Below are 15695 nucleotides of genomic sequence, written 5' to 3'. Positions count from 1 at the left end.
TCAAATTCTTTTTAACAAAAAAATCGAGGCGAACTGCCTCGATTAATTCATGCTTATTTCACATGGTTTTTTAATTCTTCTTGAGCTTTTTGGTTAGACTCTGCTTGCTCTTTCTTCCATTTTTCGAGAGCTTTGTTGTAGTCTTCAGTAGTAACAGCCTTGTCTTGAAGTTCCATACCTTTATAGACAACGTTGTCTTTTCCTTTACCACCGGTCCAGCCAAATGGTGCTGAGAATGGTACAACACGAGTCAAGAATGGACGACCAGTCTTAGATGTTGTTGGGATGACTAATGCACTATCTGTCAACCAAGCTTGAGCTGCAGCATATTTCTCATAACGTTTGTTAAGGTCTTGTGTTTCAGCTCCTGCTTCTGTTACCATCTTCTCAAAGTCGTACAAACCAACTTTCTTAGCTGCCTCATTGTTTTCGCTTGGGTCAAATCCAAGGAAGGTACGAGTGTTTTCACCAGAAGATGCTTTCAAGATATCAAGGTAAGTTGATGGGTCTTGATAGTCAGGGCTCCATCCAACGTTATCTGAGATATCCCAGTCTTCGTCTTCTGCTTTTGCAGCAAAGAGCGTTACGTTCAAGAGGTCTTCTTTGGATACCATATGGATGTCGACAACGACGTTTTCTTTTCCAAGCGTACTTTCAACCGATTGTTTGAAGGATTGAGCACGTTGAACCTTAGATTGAGTCGTTTGGTCTACTGGCATATCCAAGTGGATTGGGAATTTCACACCATCTGCTTCAAGTGCAGATTTAGCTTTCGCAAACTCTTCTTTGGCTTGTTTTGCGTTGTAAAGACCATTTTGACCATCGTCAAGATTTGCATCTTTCCACTCGTCTCCATAAGTCACCAACTCAGATTTAACCATCTCACCGAAGGACTTGCCATCTGCTTGAACGAATGTAGGTGGGATGTACAAGTTACGGATCAGTTTGCTTGCTCCATCTTTACCATTTGCTTGGGCAGCATAGGCTTCACGGTCAAAGGCAAAGCTGATCGCTTGACGGAAGTCCTTGTTCAAGAGAGCTTTCTTAGTAGATGATTTTTCTTCATCTGTTGTTTTTGATGTGTACTTGTATGACTGACGATCGATGTTGACACCGATAACGAAGGTGCTGGCATCTTGAGGAGTGTAGATGATTTCATCTTTAAACTTCTTAGCTTGGTCAGTAAATCCAGGTCCAGTTGGGAACAATTTAGCAAGGCTAAGAGCGTTATCCTCAAATGAGTTGGCCAATTTACTTTGGTCTTGACCATCATAGTATTCTAGCTTAACATCTGTGATGTGAACATTGTCTTTATCCCAGTAGTTTTCATTCTTGCTCATCTCGATAGATGATTTAGAAGTGAAGCTCTTCAAGATGTAAGGACCATTGTAAAGAAGAGAGCTAGTGTCACTTGCTTGGGCAAATTTATCCCCTTTAGATTCTACGAATTTCTCGTTGATAGGGAATGTAATTCCAAGAGTCAACTTAGAATTCCAGAAAGGCTCTGCTTGGTTCAAAGTGATTTGAAGGGTATGATCATCGACTGCTTTAATGCCAACATTTGAGAAATCAGAGGTCTTTCCTTCAACATAATCATTCAAGCCCTTGATGGAATTTTGAATGATGTAGAGCATTTCAGACTTGTGGTCAGCAGCATATTTGATACCTGCAACGAAGTCATCAGCTGTCACGTCCGCATACTCTTCCCCTTCTGAATCATACCATTTAGCATCATCACGAAGTTTGTAAGTATAAGTCAAGCCATCTTCTGAAACTGTCCAATCTTTAGCAAGTGAAGGAATCAAATTTCCATACTTGTCGTTTTCAAACAATCCATCAATCAAGTTTCCTGTGATTTCGTGGGTTGCAGCTTTACCAGATGTGATGTAGTTCAAGTTTTCAGGTTCTGTCTCATAGACATAAGAGAATTTTTGACCTGCTTCACTTGATTTTGAGCTTGAGCTAGATGATTTAGAACCACCAGAACATGCTGCAAGAATACCTGCTGAAAGAAGAGCTACTCCTGCAAGAGCAATGATATTTCTTTTTTTCATTGTTTTCTCCTAATAAATTTTTTAAGGTTGTCTTAAGATTATACCACAAAGATTTTCAGAAGAGAAGTAATTTTCTGAAAATTTATTAAATTTTGTAATTTTTCTTATCCTTAGCATTTATTAAAGTGGGAACCATAGTCTACAAAGTCCTTGACTTGGCTGGTTTTGCCCTCATGAAGGTCCCGAACAATTTTCGATCCGACGATGACACCATCTGATACCTGATTAAAGCGTTGGACATCTTCTTTGGTAGAGACCCCAAAACCTGTCAGTACTGGAATAGTGGCCAAGTCTCTCAAGGTCGCCAAGTGCTGATCCAAGTCATCCCGGTAGTTGCCCATTTTCCCAGTTACCCCATTAATGGCTACCGCATAGATAAAGCCTTCTGCTTCTTGGATCAAAGTCTTCTGGCGTTCGATACCAGTGGTCAAGCTGACCAAGGGAACGAGGGCAACGTCACTCTCTTTCAAGTAAGGGGCTATCATATCCGCATGCTCATTTGGCAGGTCCGGAATGATCAAACCTTTGACTGAGGTAGAAGCTAATTCTTTTATAAAGGCTTCTATCCCATATTGGTAGACCGGATTGATATAGGTCATGATGACGAGAGGAATCTTGGCCTCTTGTTCTTGGAGTTTTTTCACAATAGCTGTTAAGGTCACGCCCTTAGCTAAACTGCGTTGCCCAGCCATTTCGATGACCGGCCCATCTGCTACAGGATCAGACCAAGGAATACCCACTTCAATAGCCGATGCTCCACTTTCTTCCAAGAGCTGGATGGTATCAAATAGGCCATCCAGTCCTTGCTCGTGATCCCCCGCCATAATGTAAGGCACGAAGATCCCATGCTTACTGTCTTTGATGGCTTGTAAATACTCTGTTAGTGTTTTCGTCATTTCTACTTCCCTTCTGCTTCAAACCGTTCTTTTACCTGCATGACATCCTTGTCTCCACGACCAGATAGGCAGATGATCAGCGTTTGGTCCGGACTCATTTCCGCTGCGACTTTTTGCGCTAGAGCGATAGCATGACTGGACTCCAAGGCTGGGATAATCCCTTCCAAACGAGAAAGCAACTGAAATCCTTCTAGGGCTTCCTCATCCGTGATCGCATCATAGGTTGCCCGGCCAATTTCATTGAAATAGCAATGCTCTGGACCCACACCAGGATAATCCAAACCAGCAGAGATGGAGAAAGCTTCCATGATCTGTCCATGGGCATCTTGAAGCACTTCCATCAAGGCTCCGTGAAGGATTCCTGGACGACCTTTGGCAAAGGTAGCTGCGTGTTTGTCCGTATCCAAACCAAGACCAGACGCCTCTGCTCCGTACATAGCTACAGATTCATCTTCTACGAAGGGATAAAACATGCCAATGGCATTGGAACCCCCACCGATACAAGCTAGGACCGCGTCAGGAAGTTTTCCACCTGAGACCTCTGCAAACTGACGTTTTGCTTCCTTACCAATAACAGATTGAAAATCTCGAACAATCTCTGGAAAGGGAGCTGGTCCGAGGGCAGATCCCATGATGTAGTGGGTATCATCAATACCAGCTACCCATGCACGAAGGGCCGCATTGACCGCATCTTTCAGCACGCGCGACCCGTCTGTTACACTATGAACTTTTGCTCCCAAGAGCTCCATCCGAAAGACGTTGAGGGCTTGGCGTTTAACATCTTCTTCTCCCATGTAGATGGTACACTCCATCTCGAAGAGAGCCGCAGCCGTCGCAGTCGCTACCCCGTGTTGACCAGCCCCTGTCTCTGCGATGATCTTCTTCTTGCCCATCCGTTTAGCCAGCAAGACCTGCCCAAGGGCATTGTTAATCTTATGAGCCCCTGTGTGGTTGAGGTCTTCCCGTTTCAGGTAGATTTGAGCTCCACCGATGTGCTTGGAAAGACTCTTGGCATGGTAAAGGGGTGTCTCCCGACCTACATAATTCTTGAGCAAGTCATCCAATTCCGCTTGAAAGCTTGGATCTGCTTTGGCTTCTCTATAAGCCTTATCGAGTTCAATCACGGCTGTCATCAGGGTTTCTGGGACAAACTGTCCTCCAAATTTTCCATAAAACCCTTTTTCATCCGGTAGTTGATAATTCATGCTTTCGCTCCTTCTATAAATGCTTTTATCTTTTCTATATCTTTGCGACCGTCCGTTTCGACCCCCGAGGATACATCTACTGCATATGGCTGAAAGGTCTCTCTAGCTTGGCGGACATTGTCCACTGTCAAGCCTCCTGCTATAAAGAAGTCCTGCTGGATCTTCTGATCTTTCAGCAAGCCCCAATCAAAGGTTTGACCACTCCCAGCTACTGGAGCATCAAAGAGTAGATAATCTGCCTGGCTGCTTACTTGGGCTTCCTGATCACTGAGCTGGATCGCTCGAATGACGGGAACTGAAATCAATGGAATCAGAACTTCATCAAAAGTTCCATGAATCTGAACCATGTCTAAGGGAACCTGACCAATCGCTTGTTCCAAGTCTTCTAGACTCGGTGAGACAAAGACTCCGACAATTTTGGTCTTGCCAGTCACCCGTTTTGCCAATTCCTGGGCTTGCTCCAGACTGACTTGCCGTTTGCTCGCAGCGAACACAAAACCGATATAGTCTGCGCCTGCTAGGACAGCTGTCTCCACTGCTTCCACTGTAGACAGGCCACATATTTTAACCTTTGTCAATTTGTAACTCCTTGACCTTTTCTGCTACATCCCCTGCTGTCATGAGAGCAGTCCCTACTAAAATCCCATTAAAGTAGGGAGCGACTAGGCTTGCATCTGCTCCATTAAAAATAGCGGACTCAGATATATAAACGGGATGGTCTTTAAAATGCGTAGACAATTCAAGACTGGTATTCAGATCCGTTTCAAAGGTGACGAGGTTCCGGTTGTTGACCCCGATAATGTCAGCCCCGATCCGATGGGCTATTTCGAGCTCAGGTAAGTTATGGGTTTCTACAAGAACCTCCAAACCAAGCCCTGTCGCAAAGTCATAGAGTTCTTTGAGCCGGACTTCTGGTAGGGCTGCGACAATCAAGAGAATGACTGTAGCTCCCGCATTGCGAGAGCGGACAATTTGTTTCTCATCAATGATAAAATCTTTGGCCAAGGTTGGAATCGTTACCTGGGAAGAAATCTCACGAAGGTAGTCTAGATCCCCCTTAAAGAAGACTTTGTCAGTCAGGACCGAGATCATGGCTGCCCCATTTTCTTCATAGGTCTTAGCTTGGGCGACAATATCCACATCCAGATTGATATCCCCCATACTAGGACTGGCTTTCTTCACCTCGGCGATGATCTGTAAGTGCTCTTGATGACTCTTGAGAAAATCATAGAGACGGTAGGTCTGACGAAGAGGTTGGAGGTCTTCCATGACCATTTGAGCTACTTCTTTTTCTTTTTGTTCTAGGATCGTTGGTAGAAAGGCTTTACTCATACTTGAACCTCTTGTAAGTGTTGCAATTTAGCAAGGGCAGAACCATCCGCAATCAATTGACGTGCCAACTCTACACCTTCTTTGATCGTGGCGACTTTTCCATTAGCAAAGAAGCCAAGACCAGCGTTGAGAACCGTCGTTTCAAGATAAGGGCTGGCTTCATTCTTCAAGACACTGAGGAGAATGGCAGCATTTTCCTTGGCATCACCACCTGTAATTTCGGACAGCTCCACCTTTTCCATCCCCAGATCTTCATAGGTAAAGGTATGCTGGCTGATGTTCCCATCTTCTAGCAGGGTGTAGGTATTGGTCCCATAGAGAGCCGCTTCGTCCATATTGTCAGGACCTGTGATGACCACTGCACGTTTGCGTCCCAACTGTTGGATAGCATGGGCGACAATTTCTTGCAATTCGACACGATAAAGACCCATGAGTTGTGTTTCTAGATCCAGCGGATTCGCCAGAGGGCCGACCAGGTTCATGATCGTTGGAATCCCCATAGCTTGGCGAGCAGGGCCAATGAAGCGCATAGCCGGATGCATGGTCTGAGCAAAGATAAAGGCCAAACCAACCTCGTCCAAAGCCTTAGAGAGGGTTTCTGGCGAAGCAGCTACGTTGATGCCAAGCGCTTCTAGGACATCCGCAGAGCCTGACTTGGAAGAAACAGAGCGATTGCCGGCCTTGGCCATGCGGATCCCCCCAGCAGCCAGAACGAAGCAAACTGTCGTCGAAATGTTAAAGCTATAGGATTGATCGCCACCAGTTCCACAGTTACACATGGCATCTGAAAAGGTCTCGGGTAAAACCGTTGCATGATCCTTTAAGGCGCGCACAATCCCCGTAATTTCGTCCGCTGTTTCTCCCTTAGTTTTGAGTCCCATCAAAAAGGCAGCGATTTGACTTTCTGATAGTTGGTTCTGCAAGATTTGATCAAAGACTTCTTGGACTTGCTCTTGGGTCAAGTCTTGGCGATTAGAGATTTGTAAGAATAGTTCTTTCATAAGGAGTTCCTCTTGTCTTTTCTACAGGTTTATTCGGTATTCTATCTGCTTAGTACTATCGGTCTAGTCTAGGACTAGCTTCACAAAATTTTCGATCATTTTTAGGCCATCCGGACTACCGATACTCTCAGGATGGTATTGAAGCCCGTAGATAGGCAGACTCTTGTGTTGAATGGCCATGATTTCTTGGTCGTCTGTAGTAATGGCCGTGACCTCAAATTCTTCTGGCAGTTGATCAACGACAATCGAATGGTAACGCATGATGGGGACTTCATTGTCAATATCCTCAAAAATTGGTGAAGGTGTTTCAAAGATGATCTGACTTTGTTTCCCATGCATGACATTCTTAGCCAAGCGCAACTTGCCGCCAAATGTTTCTGCCAGAGCCTGATGACCAAGACAAATCCCTAACATGGGCTTTTTACCAGCGAAGTCCTTGATCATGGCTTCCATTTTCCCAGCATCTGCCGGCCAGCCTGGACCTGGAGAGAAGACAAGGGCATCTGCCAACTCCGCCTGCTCATACAAGCGCTCATCATCATTTCGCAAGACCTCAACCTCTGTAAATGTCCCCAGGTATTGGGCCAAATTATAGGTAAAGGAATCATAATTATCCACTAATAAAATCATTGAACATCTCCTATTCTTGTCATTGATTTTGCCTTGTTAATCGTTTCGTAAAATTCATTCTCCGGAACACTGTCGTAGACAATCCCTGCTCCAGCTTGGACATAGGCCTTCTGATTTTTGAGGATCATGGTCCGGATAGCAATGGCAAAATCCATATCCCCTGTAGCGGAGAGGTAGCCGATCGCACCCGCATAGACCCCACGTTTTTCCTCTTCCAACTCATAGATCCGACGCATGGCCCGTATCTTAGGAGCCCCGGAGACTGTTCCAGCTGGTAGTGTAGCTTTCAAAGCATCCAAGGCTGTTAGGTGAGGCAGGAGTTGCCCCTTGACCACACTAGTCAGATGCATGACATAACGGAAGTACTCCACTTCCATATACTTGGTCACCTCGACCGTCCCATTTTGGGCGATTTTTCCGATATCATTGCGACCCAGATCCACCAGCATGCGGTGCTCAGCTGTTTCCTTGATATCGTGAAGGAGTTCATGAGCCAAGGCTTGGTCCTCTTCCTCCGTCGTCCCACGAGGACGGGTTCCAGCGATTGGATTAGTCGTCACCTCTCCTTTTTTCACCGATACCAGACTTTCCGGACTGGCCCCAATGATTTGGTAGTCGCCAAAGTCGTAGAAATAAAGATAGTTGGATGGGTTAGTCACGCGTAAATTTCGGTAATAATCCAAGGGATCTCCTTCGAAGTCTGCTGAGAAGCGTTGACTGAGGACACACTGGAACATATCGCCTTCTCGGATCAGCTTCTTGGCCTTGGCCACCATCTCCATAAAGACTTCTTTTTCGATGTGGTTACTGAAGTGCAGGGCCTGCAAGGCCTGAGGAGTGAACTCATTTGGTGCTTGAGTTTGTAGATCAGTCACCACTTTCCCCAGTGATTGGCGGACTGCATCATTGCTCCGACCAGAGTAGATATTGTCCTCCACCACATAGACTTTTTCCTTCTTGTGGTCAAAAATCACATAGGACTCGTAGATGAAGAAATGCATGTCTGGTGTCCCGATCGTATCCTGAGGAATCCGTCCAATCTCTTCGTAAACCCCGATCATATCATAGCCTGCAAAACCGATAGCCCCTCCGGCAAAAGGAAGATCAGATGTCAACCCCTTGACCGTTACCTGATGGAGGTAGTCAAAAGGATCTTGCTCCAGCACCTTGCCATTCTCATATAGGATCCCATCCTGATAGGTCACCTCAAAGACTGGATTGTAAGCCACGATAGAAAAGCGGGCATTCTCCTTCTCACGCGGGATAGACTCAAGGATCACCTTATGGTCTCCTTGGACACGCATGTAGGCTAGGATGGGGGTTAAGGTATCAGCTGGTAAAATTTTTTTCATAGGAATTCCTTTCTTTTCCTAAGGACGAAGCCATGCAAGTCCTGATTCAATCACATCCAATACTCTTCAAAGTTAACAACTAGACCAACTTCAAAAGAATACAAAAAACCTCACAGAGTAAAACTCTGTGAGGGCATTAAATCGGATTTAACACGGTACCACCTCAGTTAATGGTCAAAAAGGGTAGAAAGCGACCATTATCTCTATCTCCTCTAACAAGGAGTTGCACGATAAGGGGTGCCTACCGAGAAGAATATGTGTTATCTTCTCCTACTCTAAACAATCAGCCCAATGTTCACTAACTCCGACTACCTGCTCACAATACCCGCAGGCTCCCTGAAAATCTTAGACTAGTTACTTTCTGATTTACTACATATTTTACTACAATTTTTTGGCTTGTCAAGAATTTTTTGACAGTTTATCCTAAAAAATCTGCCCAGTCAACTAGACTAGGCAGATACAAAGCTATTTTTGTGATACCTAAAAATTGAGCTTATTTCACCAAGTCACTCTTGAGATAGGCATCGACCATGCGTTCTGTCGCTACCACAGAATCCACATGGGTCCGCTCATAGGAGTGGCTAGACTCGATCCCTGCTCCGAGAAGACCATGCTTGACTTCTGCTCCTGCACTCATGGCTGCGGAGGCATCAGAGCCATAGAAAGGATAGATGTCCAGTTTGTAAGGGATGTTTTGCTCCTTGGCCAAGGCTACCAAGTGCTGGCGGAAACCATAGTGGTAAGGCCCAGAAGCATCTTTGACACAGATAGAAACCGTGTACTCATCTGTCTGCTGGTCATCTCCCATCGCCCCCATATCCACCGCCAAGTATTCGACAGCTTGAACCGGGATGCTAGAGTTAGCGCCATGCCCTACTTCTTCAAAGACAGAAAAGGCAAAGTGGGTCGTCACTGGAAGAGTCACTCCTTCTTCCTTGTAGACGCGCAAGAGGTTGAGCAAAATAGCAGCGCTGACCTTGTCATCCAAGTGACGAGACTTGATAAAGCCTGTATCCGTGACAATGGTCCGAGCATCAAAACTGATAAAGTCTCCCACTTCAATCCCCAAGTCACGCGTTTCTTTTTCATTGGTTACTTTTTCATCCAAGCGCACTTCCATATTGTCCTGAGTCCGCTCCACGGTTCCCGCATCCTTATAAACATGGCAAGAGGTTTGGTGGACAAGGATAGTACCCGAGTGGGTCTTACCAGTATTGGCTACATGGACAGTACAGTTTTCCCCTTCGATCATGTTCCAAGGAAAGCCCCCGATGCGATCCAGTTTGAGACGGCCATCTGGCTTCACTGCCCGTACGATCGCTCCAAGCGTATCCACATGGGCTGTGATATAGCGGTGTTGTTCGTCATTTTCACCCTTGAGGACAACTGTTACCCCTCCCTTGGCTGTACGGATCGGACTGTAGCCCATCTCTGTCAAGGTTTTCACCAAATAGGCTGCCACTTCTTCTGTAAAGCCTGTCGGTGATGCAATGGCTGTGAGTTCTTTTAGATATTCGACTGTTTGATTCATGAATTTCTCCTTCAATAATCTGCTAGTACGATTATAGCACGACTGCCTTTAAAAGACTAGCAAAGCAAGACAGCAAAAAAGAGTCAGAGAGTGGGACAGAAATCGGTAATTCGTTAGAATTCGATTTCGTCGTCCCACCTCCGCACAGTTGAGTAGGGCTGTAAAAGCTGATGAAATCAGCGTAGTAGAGCCCACTCAACCACTGCGTCTTGCTCGACAATCCAAAGTCAATTGAGAGGCTAGGACTTTTGTCCCAGCCTCTCACTCTTTTATTCATTTCGATCTTGATCCAATCTATAACTGCAGAAACTAAGTTCCCACAGAGAAGATAGGGGATTAGCTAGTCAAACCCCCAACAAACTTATAAGCAGTTACCAAAGCATTTGTCATGGTATCACGAGTTGCTTTGAAGGCCTCAATAAAGGCTGCACGGTGCTCTTCTGGGAAAAGCGTCGTATCATCTCCAAATTGAGTCAGTGTTTCATTCACAGAAGCCAACTCTTCATCCATCTTTTTGATACCAGGTTCCAAGGTCTTGAAGTAAGATTCTTGTTCAGATTTTGGCAATTTTTCTCCCAATTCATTGGCATGCTTCTTATAATTTTCAGCTAGTTTTGCATAAAGTCCCTTGATATCACCGATTGTTTTCGCGTTTTCAATTTCTTGATCTGTCACCAAAACAACTTCTGGAGCTGTTACTTGAGCGCCAGAGCCTGATGAAGACTGACTGGAAGAACTACTTGTATCATCCGTCAACTCAAATTTCTTTGAAGAAAATGATTTCTTCTTAGATGAGGATGTTTTCTTAGAGGAAGAAGATTTCTTTTCCACCTTGCTAGAAGATTTCTCTGAAGAAGCCTCTGGTTTTGCAGTTTGATTTCCCGAACATGCGACCAAGGTCAAGACTGAAAGCAAAGTGATTCCACTTGCGACTAATTTTTTCATGGTTCTCTCCTATAAATATTTTTACTTTTGTAAATTATATCTAAAATTATTTCGAATGTCAAAACACTATAATATCTATATTTCCCTCTCTTACCTTAGGGTTAACTCAGGATTAAATGGTCATTAGACTTTTCTTAAATTGTCGGACTTTTATCATTTGAGACAAAAGACTTGTAAAATTACCTGTTTTTAATTATAATCATTCTAAATAAGTAATTAGGAGACAAGTATGACTGAAACAAAACATGGGGTTGATGCCTCTTTTAACGACCGCTTAAATATCTTACGGGCTGGAGTGCTCGGTGCCAATGATGGCATTATCTCAATCGCTGGAGTTGTCATTGGGGTTGCCAGTGCGACCAGTAACCTCTGGATCATCTTTCTTTCTGGCCTTTCTGCAATTCTTGCTGGTGCCTTCTCTATGGCAGGTGGTGAATACGTGTCTGTATCGACTCAAAAGGATACAGAAGAAGCCGCTGTGAGTCGAGAACAAGCCCTTTTGGACCGCGATCCAAAAGCTGCACGCGACTCCCTCTACGCAGCCTATATTCAAAATGGGGAATGCGAAACAGCTGCTCAAATCATGACCGAGCGGGCCTTTCTCAAACACCCTCTCAAGGCCTTGGTGGAAGAAAAGTATGGCCTAGAGTTTGAAGAGTTTACCAATCCATGGCATGCGGCTATGTCTAGCTTTGTTGCCTTTGTCCTCGGATCTCTTCCTCCCATGCTGTCCATTCTTCTCTTTCCAAAAGAAATCCGAATTCCCGCAACGGTGATCATCGTAGCCCTTTCCCTTCTCTTTACTGGCTACACCAGCGCCAAGCTAGGAAAAGCCCCAACCAAGCAAGCCATGATCCGTAACTTGGTCATCGGCCTACTTACTATGGGCGTTACCTACCTCTTTGGACAATTGTTTAGTATTTAAAAAAGCTGAGACTTCTGTCTCAGCTATTGAAGATAAAATCTTCAAAAAAACTTTCCTTAGGTGAGTACGGAGGTTAGGTGAAATTATCCAGTGGATGATTTCAGCAATCCAGGAAGTTCCATGACTAATTATCGAGCCTCCTCGCTCTTTATTTTCTAGGCTCAGGCTAAAACAGTTCCCCAAACTGTTTTACTCTCAATAATTCCGAGTGCCTGAAACAATTGCGTTTCAAGCACTTTGCACACAGCGGAAAGTTTTAGATCTTCTTAAATGACTAAAAATAGAAGTCATTATATTGAAGAATCATCTAGATAGTTTACGTAAAAAGTAGTTTCTCTACATTCTAAGAGGCTGGGACAAAAATCCTAGCCTCTCAATTGTCTTTGGATTGTCGAGCAAGACGCAGTGGTTGAGTGGGCTCTACTACGCTGATTTCATCAGCTTTTACAGCCCTACTCAACTGTGCGGAGGTGGGACGACGAAATCGAATTCTAACGAATTACCGATTTCTGTCCCACTCTCTTTTCTTATGCTTCCAATAAAGCTTGGGCTTGTTTTTCTAATCCTGCGATTGCTTCGTCTGTCAAGACCAATTCGCCTGTTGCCCAGGCTTCTGGGTTAACGGTTGTTCCAGTGAAGTCTCCCACTACTTGGGTACGAACGAATGGTAAGAGAGCTTGGTAGGCTGCAAACATTGGCTCGTGTCCAGCATTAGCAACTGAAGAGACTGTTACGATCTTGTCTTGAAGAGCAGATGGGCCACGAGTTTCTGAAAGATCAAGGGCACGGCTGAGCCAATCGATCAAGTTTTTCACCACACCTGGAATGGCAAAGTTATAAACTGGTGAGAAGATCCAGATGGCATCCGCAGCAAGGACTGCATCACGCGCCCCTTGCACCGCTGGCAAGGTAGGAGTTTCCAAATCTTGGTTCATCATTGGGATGTCCTTGTAGTCCAAGTACGTCACTGTTGCTTTTCCTTCAAGAAGGCTTTCTGCTTTCTGAGCCATTTGGTGGTTGAAAGATCCTTGACGAAGAGATCCGACGATAAATAAAATGTTTTTCATAGATGTTTCTTCTTTCTGTTGTAAGATTATTTATTACAAGTACTATTCTACACGACCCAGATGTAAAGTCAAGAATTACATCTTAAATATTACTAATTCTTACTATTTTTTTATTTTTTCTCTCAAAAAGACAAATTTATCAAGTTTTCTAACCCTTTCTGACACGGGTCACAATTCCATCCGGGTCTATAAACTCGAGCTCACTTGAGGTCAACCAGGTGACAGCTGCCTCCTGCTCTTTTGCTCGCTCTGCGATGGCAACCAGGTCCTCTTTCTTTTCCACTTGGATGACGTAATAGGCGAGTCCAGGAAGGCGAGCTTCTCGTTTGGCCAAGTGCTTGCCAGCCCACTCATTGACTGCCAGGTGATGGTGGTAGTCTCCAGAGGCAATCCAGCTGGCAGATGGAAGAGTGAACTTATCAGATAATTCCAGCACCTTTTGGTAAAAGATGGACGCTGCCCTGCTATCCCTTACGGAGAGGTGGATATGTCCCATGCGGGTATCGGACGCTATCTGGAAGGGGTCCATCTTGCGCCCCATTTCATAGATTTCTTGAGCAGAGAGTTCCTCTGTCACCCCGATGATGCGACCATCCTCACGGATATCCCACTCCGCCACTGGCTTATCCCGATAGAGCTCGATGCCATTGCCCTCTGGATCTTCTATATAGAGAGCCTCACTGTAGCCATGGTCCGCTGCCCCGACAAAGGGAACCTTCAACTCAGCCATATGTTTGAAGACATCCGCCAAGTCCTCCCGACTAGGTAGGAGAATGGCCATGTGATAGAGACCATAGTTAGCCTTAAGAGCCTCCGTGCGGTCCGTTTGGATGAGGTGCACCAAGGCCTTGCCCCCAGCCCCAAGAAGGACTTCCTCCTCCGTCTGAGACAACATCTCCAAGCCCAGAATTTGGGTGTAAAAAGCGGTCTGGCGCGCCAAATCTTTCACATTTAGCGCTGTTTCTGCCAAGTAAATCTTGCTATTGTAAGCGTAGGTCATCGGTGTCTCCTTTTCGGTTTTGTCTTGTTGTAACTTTTTATATTACATTATTACACACTCTTTTTTCAAAGAAGCAAGAAAAACAACTCGACAGAAAACCCTCCCTAGAAAACTAAGGAGGGTTGTGTCTATTAAATGTGATGAAGAACTAGCCCTTAAACTCTTGGACAAATTTCTTGAGTTCGGCATCGGCTTCTGGCGTTGTTCCATGAAGCTGGCTGAGCATGTCTAAGAGGGAGGCTGTCTGAGTCTCAATCGTTGCGTTGGTTTGGTTGATCTTAGCCACGATATCAGTCAATGGCTCTACTTCTTCTTCCTCAAAGGTATCTACGTAGCGAGGGATATTGAGGTTGTAGTCATTTTCGACGATTTCTTCATAACTCGCTAGATGGGCAAACTTATCGATCTCCTCACGAGACTTGTAGGCTTCCAGGATCTTCTCGATATGAGCATCCGTCATGATATTCTGGTTTTTCCCCTTATCAAACTCCTTAGAGGCATCGATAAAGTAGACATCACGATTGGTACGGTTCTTTTTGAGAATGATGACTGTCGTTGGGATGCTAGTATTGAAGAAGATATTGGCAGGAAGTCCGATCACGGTATCAATAGCCCCTTCTTCCAGCAAGGCCTTGCGAATGGTTCCTTCAGCATTGCCACGGAAAAGGACTCCGTGAGGAAGGACGATGGCCATAACACCCTTATCTTGTTTCAAGTGATAGTAACCATGCAAGAGAAAGGCGAAGTCTGCCTTGGACTGAGGTGCCAGCTTACCAAATGGAGAGAAGCGTGGATCTTGGAGGAAGCCAGAGCTTGCAGACCATTTAGCTGAGTATGGTGGGTTCATGAGAACTCCATCAAAGTTGGTAGGCTCTTGGGTTGGCCAGTCTTCATCCAAGGTATCGGCATTGTGCAAGAACTGGTTTTCCACCGGAACCCCGTGTAGGATCATGTTCATCCGAGCCAGGTTATAGGTTGAGGTATTGAGCTCCTGACCAAAGTACTGAACGGTTTGAGGCTGGTGAGAAAACTTCTTGGCATTGAGCAAGAGCGAGCCCGATCCCATGGTGGCATCGTAGATGGTGAAGCCCTGCTCGTCTTCACGCCCTAAAAAAGCAATCTGGGTCATGAGCTTGGCTACAGGCTGAGGTGTATAGAACTCTCCTGCTTTCTTACCAGAGTCGGTCGCAAACTGACCAATCAAGTACTCATAAGCATCCCCCAGCATATCACCCGCATGACCTGCCACGTCCAGCACTGCCAATTCTTTCATAACGGCAGCAACTAGCTGGTTTTGCTTTTGAGGTGTCGCCCCTAGCTTTTTGGAGTAGAGATCAATGTCCTCAAAGAGATTTTCATAGAGGTCGTCACTTTGCTCGATGTCTCGGAATCCCTGAGCTAGATCTTCTAGCTGGAAGGTCCCTTCATTGACCCGATACACTAAAGCCGTAAAGGTCAAGTCCGGCTTGATGACATAGTTGAGCTCATCAGTGATGACAGAGATCAAGTCCTCTTGAGAGTCAGGATCCTCATAGTAGGACCGGTAAAGCGCCAAGGCTTCATCCAGACTTTCTGTCTCCTCCTCCATAGTCTCCGCCACGAAGAAGAGCAACTTATCTGAGAGGTACTTGTAAAAGATCATCCCCAAAAGGTAAGACTTATAGTCATTGGCATCCATCTTAGAGCGGAGCACGTCCGCTGAGTTCCACAGGGCTTGGTAGAGCGACTGGGAGGTTTGTGTTGTTTCCATAGTAATT

14 protein-coding genes are annotated in these 15695 nt (G+C 45.3%); 1 reads left to right on the top strand and 13 read right to left on the bottom strand.

Annotated features, from left to right (window positions below; genetic code table 11):
* Nucleotides 1-53: 53 nt before the first annotated feature.
* The 10 genes from ACOXXR_RS03345 to ACOXXR_RS03300 form a co-directional block, all read right to left on the bottom strand.
* On the bottom strand, nucleotides 54-2054 hold the full coding sequence (locus ACOXXR_RS03345; protein WP_270285329.1) for a peptide ABC transporter substrate-binding protein: 2001 nt from the start codon (nucleotides 2052-2054) through the stop codon (nucleotides 54-56).
* A gap of 110 nt (nucleotides 2055-2164) precedes the next feature.
* Nucleotides 2165-2950 carry a tryptophan synthase subunit alpha gene (gene trpA, locus ACOXXR_RS03340; RefSeq protein ID WP_445278722.1) on the bottom strand — a complete coding sequence of 262 codons (786 nt, stop codon included), beginning with the start codon at nucleotides 2948-2950 and terminating at the stop codon, nucleotides 2165-2167.
* Nucleotides 2951-2952: 2 nt separating this feature from the next.
* Complete coding sequence (gene trpB, locus ACOXXR_RS03335) at nucleotides 2953-4155, bottom strand: tryptophan synthase subunit beta (RefSeq protein WP_445278721.1); 1203 nt, start codon at nucleotides 4153-4155, stop codon at nucleotides 2953-2955.
* Complete coding sequence (locus tag ACOXXR_RS03330) at nucleotides 4152-4733, bottom strand: phosphoribosylanthranilate isomerase (RefSeq protein ID WP_445278720.1); 582 nt, start codon at nucleotides 4731-4733, stop codon at nucleotides 4152-4154. The genes trpB and ACOXXR_RS03330 overlap by 4 nt, the downstream gene beginning before the upstream one ends.
* Entirely contained in the window at nucleotides 4720-5487 is a 768-nt protein-coding gene (trpC, locus tag ACOXXR_RS03325; RefSeq protein ID WP_445278719.1) for an indole-3-glycerol phosphate synthase TrpC, read from the bottom strand. Before trpC ends, ACOXXR_RS03330 begins: the two co-directional genes overlap by 14 nt.
* A complete protein-coding gene (trpD, locus tag ACOXXR_RS03320; RefSeq protein ID WP_342992048.1) occupies nucleotides 5484-6488 on the bottom strand; it encodes an anthranilate phosphoribosyltransferase in 1005 nt (334 codons plus the stop codon). Before trpD ends, trpC begins: the two co-directional genes overlap by 4 nt.
* Nucleotides 6489-6551: 63 nt before the next feature.
* Nucleotides 6552-7118, bottom strand: a complete 567-nt coding sequence (locus ACOXXR_RS03315) for an aminodeoxychorismate/anthranilate synthase component II (protein ID WP_342992049.1) — start codon at nucleotides 7116-7118, stop codon at nucleotides 6552-6554.
* Nucleotides 7115-8470, bottom strand: coding sequence for an anthranilate synthase component I (gene trpE, locus ACOXXR_RS03310; RefSeq protein WP_445278718.1), 1356 nt, complete (start codon nucleotides 8468-8470; stop codon nucleotides 7115-7117). Before trpE ends, ACOXXR_RS03315 begins: the two co-directional genes overlap by 4 nt.
* A 493-nt stretch (nucleotides 8471-8963) precedes the next feature.
* Nucleotides 8964-10001, bottom strand: coding sequence for a M42 family metallopeptidase (locus tag ACOXXR_RS03305; protein ID WP_445278717.1), 1038 nt, complete (start codon nucleotides 9999-10001; stop codon nucleotides 8964-8966).
* A 336-nt stretch (nucleotides 10002-10337) separates the two neighbouring features.
* A complete protein-coding gene (locus ACOXXR_RS03300; RefSeq protein WP_195348321.1) occupies nucleotides 10338-10946 on the bottom strand; it encodes a hypothetical protein in 609 nt (202 codons plus the stop codon).
* 229 nt (nucleotides 10947-11175) lie between these two features.
* Here ACOXXR_RS03300 and ACOXXR_RS03295 point away from each other — a divergent pair, with 229 nt between their 5' ends.
* Nucleotides 11176-11871, top strand: a complete 696-nt coding sequence (locus ACOXXR_RS03295) for a VIT1/CCC1 transporter family protein (protein ID WP_117744435.1) — start codon at nucleotides 11176-11178, stop codon at nucleotides 11869-11871.
* A 527-nt stretch (nucleotides 11872-12398) separates the two neighbouring features.
* Here the strand turns inward: ACOXXR_RS03295 and ACOXXR_RS03290 are convergent.
* The 3 genes from ACOXXR_RS03290 to ACOXXR_RS03280 all read right to left on the bottom strand — a co-directional run bounded on the left by ACOXXR_RS03290 (nucleotide 12399) and on the right by ACOXXR_RS03280 (nucleotide 15688).
* Nucleotides 12399-12938: an NADPH-dependent FMN reductase gene (locus tag ACOXXR_RS03290; protein ID WP_445278716.1), complete on the bottom strand. Its 540-nt coding sequence runs from the start codon at nucleotides 12936-12938 to the stop codon at nucleotides 12399-12401.
* Nucleotides 12939-13086: 148 nt separating this feature from the next.
* Complete coding sequence (locus tag ACOXXR_RS03285) at nucleotides 13087-13938, bottom strand: VOC family protein (protein ID WP_445278715.1); 852 nt, start codon at nucleotides 13936-13938, stop codon at nucleotides 13087-13089.
* A 148-nt stretch (nucleotides 13939-14086) separates the two neighbouring features.
* Nucleotides 14087-15688, bottom strand: coding sequence for a type I restriction-modification system subunit M (locus ACOXXR_RS03280; protein ID WP_445278714.1), 1602 nt, complete (start codon nucleotides 15686-15688; stop codon nucleotides 14087-14089).
* Nucleotides 15689-15695: the final 7 nt, after the last annotated feature.

The sequence above is a fragment of the Streptococcus sp. KHUD_013 genome (assembly GCF_052588545.1).
This window is presented reverse-complemented; position numbering and strand designations above follow the sequence as displayed.

Excerpts from the sequence above, each read along its gene's own strand:
- trpB (WP_445278721.1), bottom strand. The coding sequence starts at position 4,155 with ATGAATTATCAACTACCGGATGAAAAAGGGTTTTATGGAAAATTTGGA.
- ACOXXR_RS03305 (WP_445278717.1), bottom strand. The coding sequence starts at position 10,001 with ATGAATCAAACAGTCGAATATCTAAAAGAACTCACAGCCATTGCATCA.
- ACOXXR_RS03280 (WP_445278714.1), bottom strand. The coding sequence starts at position 15,688 with ATGGAAACAACACAAACCTCCCAGTCGCTCTACCAAGCCCTGTGGAAC.
- ACOXXR_RS03285 (WP_445278715.1), bottom strand. The coding sequence starts at position 13,938 with ATGACCTACGCTTACAATAGCAAGATTTACTTGGCAGAAACAGCGCTA.
- trpA (WP_445278722.1), bottom strand. The coding sequence starts at position 2,950 with ATGACGAAAACACTAACAGAGTATTTACAAGCCATCAAAGACAGTAAG.
- ACOXXR_RS03295 (WP_117744435.1), top strand. The coding sequence starts at position 11,176 with ATGACTGAAACAAAACATGGGGTTGATGCCTCTTTTAACGACCGCTTA.
- trpD (WP_342992048.1), bottom strand. The coding sequence starts at position 6,488 with ATGAAAGAACTATTCTTACAAATCTCTAATCGCCAAGACTTGACCCAA.
- ACOXXR_RS03315 (WP_342992049.1), bottom strand. The coding sequence starts at position 7,118 with ATGATTTTATTAGTGGATAATTATGATTCCTTTACCTATAATTTGGCC.
- trpE (WP_445278718.1), bottom strand. The coding sequence starts at position 8,470 with ATGAAAAAAATTTTACCAGCTGATACCTTAACCCCCATCCTAGCCTAC.
- ACOXXR_RS03345 (WP_270285329.1), bottom strand. The coding sequence starts at position 2,054 with ATGAAAAAAAGAAATATCATTGCTCTTGCAGGAGTAGCTCTTCTTTCA.
- trpC (WP_445278719.1), bottom strand. The coding sequence starts at position 5,487 with ATGAGTAAAGCCTTTCTACCAACGATCCTAGAACAAAAAGAAAAAGAA.
- ACOXXR_RS03300 (WP_195348321.1), bottom strand. The coding sequence starts at position 10,946 with ATGAAAAAATTAGTCGCAAGTGGAATCACTTTGCTTTCAGTCTTGACC.
- ACOXXR_RS03290 (WP_445278716.1), bottom strand. The coding sequence starts at position 12,938 with ATGAAAAACATTTTATTTATCGTCGGATCTCTTCGTCAAGGATCTTTC.